The sequence below is a fragment of the Sulfuricurvum sp. genome (assembly GCF_019163035.1).
Classification (GTDB): Bacteria; Campylobacterota; Campylobacteria; order Campylobacterales; family Sulfurimonadaceae; genus Sulfuricurvum.
On record NZ_JAFLKV010000030.1, the window covers coordinates 1 to 7,441 of the forward strand.

Here is a 7,441-nt window from a genome sequence, read left to right on the forward strand (position 1 = left end):
AAAGACGGGTATAGTTTTCACTCAAGCACCGAAGATTTGGATCGTGAATTTGATGCGATGGAAGCGGCATACAAACGTATTTTGGAGCGTTTGGGTCTGGCGTTTCGTGTCGTTGAAGCTGACAGCGGTGCCATCGGGGGCACGGGATCAAAAGAGTTGATGGTATTAGCCGGAAGCGGTGAGGATACCCTCGCGGTGTGTGACAGTTGCGAATACGGTGCCAATGTCGAAGCGGCACGCCGTTCACCGCGCAGTGAAATTCCTAGTGCACCTGAAGCTGATTTTTCCCGTTTCAAAACACCTGCTATTAAATCGATTGAAGATTTGAGTAATTTTTTCCATGTTGATCCGTACTATACCCTCAAAGCGGTCGTTCAGCGCGCTGTTTATACAGAGAGCTCAGAACTCGTCTGTTTCTTTATCCGAGGATGTGATGAGCTTCAAGAGGTAAAAGCGCGTAACAGTATCGGAGCGATCGATCTGGTTGATGCAACGGAAGCGGAGTTGATCGAAATCGGGCTGGTTCCTGGATTTATCGGGCCATTGGATCAGGATAAAACCCGTATCGTGATGGATAATGATACCAAGGGTGCAACGACAATGATTAGCGGTGCAAACGAAGCCGATTATCATTTCGTTGGTGTGGATCTAAGTGTTATGAATGAGGCTCATTTTGCCGATCTCGTCAGTGTTCAAGAGGGGGATGGTTGTCCTCACTGTGAGGGTAAAATCCTCCATACCAAAGGGATCGAAGTAGGGCATATCTTCAAACTCGGCACCGTTTACTCTGCACCGCTTAAAGCGGAGTTTTTGGATGAAAACGGGCGCGCTCAGCCGTTTATCATGGGAACCTATGGGATGGGGGTGAGCCGTCTGGTTGCCGCCGTCATCGAACAACACCATGATGAAAAAGGGTGTATCTGGACCCATGCAACGGCTCCGTATATGGTCAATGTTATGGTCTCAAACATCAAAGAAGAGAGCCACATGGCGTATGCCGAAGAGCTTTATGCCTCTTTGCAAAAGAGTGGAATTGAAGCGATGCTGGATGATCGAAAAGAGCGATTCGGATTTAAAATGTCGGATGCAGAATTGATCGGATTCCCTTTCACGGTTATCGTCGGGAAAGAACTCGATAACGGTTCGATTCAGATCATGGTGCGCTCATCCGGTGATATGATTACGGTCGCACCATCGGAAGTGTTGAACACCATTAAGGAACTGATTAAATGATCTATTTTCTGATCTATCTTTTTTTGGAAGTGACTCTAACCATAGAGATTGCTTCGAGAATCGGAGGATTAGCCACTTTTTTAGAGATTGTCGGAAGTGCTTTTTTAGGAATTTTCATTTTGATGAACTTCCGTCATGCTTTGGCTGAGAATCTTGATGCCCTCCGCACGCGTCAAATCGATATGCAAGGGTTCTCAAGTCGTAATATTTCGGGGTTAATCGGGGCTGTTCTCCTCATCCTTCCCGGATTTTTATGTGATATCATTGGTGTATTGATGCAGTTCTCGCTTCTGGTAACACTGCTCATTAACCGTTTTACGAGAAAATACCCTACTGAAAATAATCACACCTACACCACACGAAAGGATGACCATGTCATTGATGCCGAAATTATCGACGATACTCCTGCTCTCCGCTAGCCTCATGGCTGCGAGTGATGCCGAAGTTATTTCGTTTTTAAAAAAGGGGATTGGAGGCAATCCTAATATCTCTAATTTGAAAATTGAGGTGAACGGGAAGAAAAATCTTCCCGCTATGAGTGGATGGCAAGCGTATTTTATGAGCATTGAAGCCGATGTCAAGCAGGGGAATGATACCCGTCACATCAATCAAAACGGAACCTATTTCGTTAATGGCAATGTTATCGCTCCCGAACTCATCAATCTTCAATCCGGTGAACGTTATAATGATACGGTTGCACCCGATTTTAATAATGCCTTTTATACCAAAAGTAATCGTATCAGTGGAGAAGCGAATGCCCTCCATAAGGTAGCTATTTTCTCCGATCCGTTGTGTCCGTTCTGCCGTCGTTATGTCCCTGAAGCACTTGCCTATATGGCAAAATATCCTAAAGTATTTGGAGTTTATTACTACCATTATCCTCTCTCAGGGCTTCATCCTGCGGCGGTAACCTTGACAAAAGCGGCAATCGCGGCGGAGCAAAACGGGACAGACAATGCGGTTTTAACCCTGTATAAAGTGGATGTCAATGCCAGTGAACGAGATGAGCAAAAAATTCTGAATGCGTTTAATAAAACCTTTGGAACAAAGATTGATAGAAATCACATTCGACAATCTTCCGTACTTAAACAGTTTGATTTTGACCAAAAAGTGGCAGAATCGATGATGGTTGCCGGGACGCCTACCGTCTTTTTTGATGGTATAAAAGACAATACTAAAAATAAATATAAAGAGATCAAGGTTAAGTAATTCATGAAAAAACTCACCATTGCAACACGCGGAAGCAAACTCGCCCTTTGGCAATCAAACCACATCAAATCGGTTATTGAATCGAATTTTAATGATGTCGAAGTGGAACTAAAAATTATTATCACGTCAGGGGATAAAATTTTGGATGTCCCTTTGGCAAAAATCGGAGGGAAAGGGTTGTTTCTCAAAGAGATTGAGGAATCAATGCTTCGCGGTGAAGCGCAAATGGCGGTTCACTCGCTCAAAGATGTTCCGACCGTAATGCCAGAGGGGTTATTACTCTCTGCAATCACGGTTCGCGAAGATGTCCGTGATGCTATGTTGAGTGAAAAATATGCTGATATCAGTTCCCTTCCTCAGGGTGCTATCGTGGGGACATCGTCACTTCGTCGCCGTATGCAACTACTCAAACAACGCCCTGATTTGGTGATTAAAGATTTACGCGGAAATGTTGATACCCGTATCCGAAAACTCAAAGAGGGGGAGTTCGATGCGATCATTTTAGCAGCCGCAGGGATTAATCGTCTGGGCTTTAGTGAGTTAGTAGAGCATTTTTACCCGATCTCGTTGGATGAGATGCTTCCCGCTATGGGGCAGGGGGCATTAGGAATCGAGACTGTGAATGAGCCATGGGTTTTAGAGATTGCCTCTTTCCTCGAAGATGAGAATAGCCGTATTGAAACAACGATAGAGCGTGGTTTCGTCGATACACTCAACGGTGGGTGTCAGGTGCCCATCGGTGTGAGTGCACGTGTTCAGGAGAACGGAGAGGTGATTGTCCGATCAACGCTTGGAATGCCCGATGGGTCTGAAATGATGGGGGATGAAATAGTGGTTTCAAAAGCGACAACCGAGGGTGTCGGTGAAGCGATGGCTGCGCGTTTGGTCGATCAGGGTGCAATGGAGTTATTACAACGTGCCGAAGCTATGGCGAATAAGGCTTAGTCGTGACATTACAAAAAACGATAGATTTACTACAGAGCAAAGGGGAGTTACGCCTCATCGAAACTCCGTTGGATATTAACCTCGAAATTCCCCACTTGGCGTATGCTGAAGTGAAAAAACCAGATGGGGGAAAAGCGCTCCTTTTTACCCACCCGATAGACAAACGTAGCGGTAAAAAATTTGATATTCCGGTAGTGATGAACCTGTTCGGTTCCTACCGTCGTACGGAACTTCTTTTCGGTCGCGAGGTAGAGGGGGTAGCACATGAAATCGAAAAACTCCTCCACATGAAACCGCCGCAAGGGTTCAAAGAGAAAATCGGTATGCTCGGCGATCTGTTCGCGATGAAAGATATCTTTCCTCAAAAACTCAAAACGAGAGGAAGTTGCCAAGAGATCGTTAAACAAGGCGACGAGGTAAATTTGTACGATTTACCGATCCTCACAACGTGGGAAGAAGACGGAGGTCCGTTTATTACCATGGGGCAGGTGTATACCCAAAGTTTGGACGGTGCACTAGTCAATTTAGGGATGTATCGCTTACAAGTGTATGACAAAAATCATTTAGGAATGCACTGGCAAATTCACAAAGACTCCTCTCACTTTTTCGATCAGTATCAACGTGCCGGTAAAAAAATGCCGGTTACTATCGCTATCGGCGGTGATCCCCTCTATACGTGGTGTGCGACAGCTCCATTGCCGTATGGGGTAAATGAATTACTGCTGTACGGTTTGATTAAAAAAGAGTCTCCGAAGCTCGTTGAATCCCTAACGACTCCTCTCTTTATTCCTGAAGATGTCGATTTCGTTATCGAGGGGTGGGTTGATACCGCAAAATTACGCGAAGAGGGACCTTTTGGAGATCACACAGGGTATTACACCCTTAAAGAGTACTATCCTGAACTCGAAGTGAGCGCTATCACACACCGTAAAGATCCGTATTATTTGGCAACGGTTGTCGGTAAACCGCCGTTGGAAGACAAATACATGGGATGGGCGACTGAGCGGGTGTTTTTGCCGTTACTTAAAACCAATGCAGCCGATTTGATTGATTACCATATGCCTGAAAATGGGGTGTTTCATAATCTTATTCTGGGAAAAATGAAACCTCTTTACAAAGGGCATGCAAAACAGTTTATGCATATTTTCTGGGGTTCTGGGCAGATGAGTTTTGTCAAACACGCCCTGTTTTTTGGCGAAGATGCGCCGAAATTGAACAATTATGAAGCGCTTATTACGTACGCCTTGAACCGATTTCTCCCTAAATGCCTTTTTATCTCTGAGGGGATTACCGATGCGTTGGATCACTCAAGTCCTGAAAGCTTGGTTGGGGGAAAACTGGGGATCGATTTTACCGCGTCGTATTCACCGATAGCACCTTCGTCTATCGATAGCTCTGTATTGTTAGAGCAATTACGTGCACTCATACCGGAAATTACAGGTGCAACACAGTATATGCGCCATACTGCCAACCCGATCACCGTTATCAGTGTCAAGAAAAGAGGTACGTTGAAAAATAAATTTAGTGCGTTAGAAGCATTAAGCTCATTTTTACGAATCGTTATTTTCGTCGATGAAGAAAAAAATGATATTCATAACCCTTACATGCTGGTATGGCGCGTCACCAACAATATAGATGCCGCTAGAGATATTTATCATTCCGAATCGATTGTAGCGTTTGATGGGACAATGAAGACGGAAGTCGATGGGTTTGAACGTGAGTGGCCGGGAGATGTCGAATGTACCCCATCGGTTGTAGAATATCTTAAGAGTTTTGGCATATGGGATTTAGACCCAAAATTTGAGAAAAAATATCAACTTTGATGGTTTAATCCCCCTTTTTTAGGGCGAATAACTTAAGCAATTTATTAGAAATACTAATGTAGTATTAATTAAATAGATAAAAATAGGGAATATATTCCAATGCGCACCTTATATGCTACAGTAGCAATTACTCTTTTAACCGCCTCAACACTTCTAAATGCGGCTGTTTATAAAGGGCAAAAAGCTTACATCGAAAGTTGTAAAGAGTGTCATGGCGGCGGTCAGGCTTTAGCCGGGTCCAAGAAACAGCGTGCATGGATAAAGATGATGGATAATAATGGTGAAAAATTAGCTCAAGTCCATTTGAATTCGAAAAAAGCAGAACCATCATGGTCTTATTTCAATAGTCGGGCATATACCAAAAATACCAAACATTTGGAAGATTTTTTGGTTGATTATGCTTCTGATAGTGGAAACGTTCCCGCTTGTAATTAAATAAATCTTCCCTTATTCTGGGGATGATATTCTTCTAAACCAAACTTCGCTAAAATCCCCTAACTAATTAATATACGGAGATACCATGGAAAAGATGTGGTCAGGACGTTTCACGCAAGATGCGTCAACCCTTTTGGAAAAATTTAACGCATCGATCATGTTTGATCAAAAACTGTACCGTGAAGATATTGAAGGTTCTATCGCTCACGCCAAAATGTTGGCGCACCAAGGGATTTTAACACATGAAGAGGCGCAATTAATCGAATCGGGGATGGCTCAGGTTTTGAGCGAAATCGAGTCGGGTGTATTTGAGTGGAGAATCGGCGATGAAGATCTCCACATGGCGATTGAAAAACGGCTAACTCACATTATCGGTGAAGCAGGTAAAAAACTCCATACAGCGCGCAGTCGTAACGATCAGGTTGCCCTTGATTTCCGCCGATATGTCCTTCGTAAAAACCGTGAAATTGTTGAACAGATTAAAGCACTTATGGGTGCTATCGTCGATATATCTCGTGATCATACGACGACGCTGCTCCCGGGGATGACCCATTTACAGCACGCACAACCGATCAATTTCGCATTTCATCTCCTAGCCTATGCTTCTATGTTTAAACGCGATTGTGAGCGTTTTGAGAGCTCTGCAATGCGTAATAACATCTCTCCGATTGGATGCGCGGCATTGGCAGGGACTCCGCATAATATTGACCGAGAAATGACGGCTAAAAGTCTCGGATTTGATAGTGTGAGTATTAACTGTCTCGATACGGTGAGTGATCGTGATTTTGCCTTGGAAATTTTGTTTAATATCTCGACGCTCATGATGCATATTTCTCGTCTCTCAGAAGAGATTATTATGTGGTCGAGTTATGAGTTCCGTTTTGTGGAACTTTCCGATCAGTATTCAACCGGTTCATCGATTATGCCTCAAAAGAAAAACCCCGATGTGCCTGAGCTTCTTCGCGGTAAAACAGGGCGTGTTTTTGGAAATTTGATGGGACTTTTAACGGTTATGAAAGGGTTGCCGTTAGCCTACAATAAAGATACCCAAGAGGACAAAGAGGGGGTGTTCGACAGTGTCGAAACCGCTGAAATCTCTCTTGAAATTCTCCGTGAAGCCCTTAAAACGATGACCATTAAACCGCAAAACATGGCACGAGCTTGTAAGTTGGGTCATCTAAGTGCGACCGATTTGGCGGACTATTTGGTAGAACATTGCGACGTTCCGTTTCGCGAAGCGCACCATATCACGGGTCGAGCCGTTGCCCGTGCTGAAGTGTTGGGAATTGATTTGAGCGATATCGCTTACAGTGAACTTCATGCAATCGATAGTCGTATCAAAGAGGACGTTATCCCATATTTGGCGATTGAGCATTCGATGAATGCTCGTGTATCCCAAGGGGGAACGGCGGAAGTACGTACACTGGAGCAAATCATCTATTTTGATCATTATTTGAAGGATGTCAAATGAAAATAGTCGTCTCTCATCAGGATGCAATGCGCTTTGAAGCGAAAACCGAAAAAAGCAGTTTTATCATCGATTGCCCTCAAATTTCTCCGATTGAATATTTTTTGAGTGGTATTATCACGTGCAGTGCGACCGATGTAGTGATGCTTCCAAAGCAGCAAGGATTTGATGTTACAAACCTAGAAGTGAGTGGTGAAGTAGTCCGTAACGAATCGGCTCCCAAAAAATTTAATTCTTTGCATCTTGAATACCGTTTTAATTCGAATGCGGATGATACACTCGCGGCACGTTGGGTCATGGCGAGTTTGGAAACCTATTGTTCAACGAT

At 44.0% G+C, this 7,441-nt stretch carries 8 protein-coding genes; all 8 read left to right on the top strand.

What is annotated here, in order from left to right; all coding sequences use genetic code 11:
- The coding region (gene proS, locus JZU62_RS02625) for a proline--tRNA ligase (protein WP_295011625.1) at positions 1–1,233 on the top strand (1,233 nt) is incomplete at its 5' end.
- Positions 1,230–1,652, top strand: coding sequence for an FxsA family protein (locus JZU62_RS02630; RefSeq protein WP_295011628.1), 423 nt, complete (start codon positions 1,230–1,232; stop codon positions 1,650–1,652). The genes proS and JZU62_RS02630, both read left to right, overlap by 4 nt.
- Complete coding sequence (locus tag JZU62_RS02635; protein ID WP_295011629.1) at positions 1,606–2,442, top strand: DsbA family protein; 837 nt, start codon at positions 1,606–1,608, stop codon at positions 2,440–2,442. The genes JZU62_RS02630 and JZU62_RS02635 overlap by 47 nt, the downstream gene beginning before the upstream one ends.
- Before the next feature lie 3 nt (positions 2,443–2,445).
- The gene (hemC, locus tag JZU62_RS02640) at positions 2,446–3,387 is read left to right on the top strand and encodes a hydroxymethylbilane synthase (protein WP_295011631.1); all 942 of its coding nucleotides are present in this window, start codon (positions 2,446–2,448) and stop codon (positions 3,385–3,387) included.
- A gap of 2 nt (positions 3,388–3,389) precedes the next feature.
- Positions 3,390–5,210, top strand: coding sequence for a menaquinone biosynthesis decarboxylase (locus tag JZU62_RS02645; protein WP_295011633.1), 1,821 nt, complete (start codon positions 3,390–3,392; stop codon positions 5,208–5,210).
- A 99-nt stretch (positions 5,211–5,309) separates the two neighbouring features.
- Positions 5,310–5,645 carry a cytochrome C gene (locus JZU62_RS02650; RefSeq protein ID WP_295011635.1) on the top strand — a complete coding sequence of 112 codons (336 nt, stop codon included), beginning with the start codon at positions 5,310–5,312 and terminating at the stop codon, positions 5,643–5,645.
- A gap of 85 nt (positions 5,646–5,730) precedes the next feature.
- A complete protein-coding gene (gene argH / locus JZU62_RS02655; RefSeq protein ID WP_295011637.1) occupies positions 5,731–7,116 on the top strand; it encodes an argininosuccinate lyase in 1,386 nt (461 codons plus the stop codon).
- Positions 7,113–7,441, top strand: a 329-nt coding sequence (locus tag JZU62_RS02660) for an OsmC family protein (RefSeq protein ID WP_295011639.1), incomplete at its 3' end; no start/stop codon positions are given. The genes argH and JZU62_RS02660, both read left to right, overlap by 4 nt.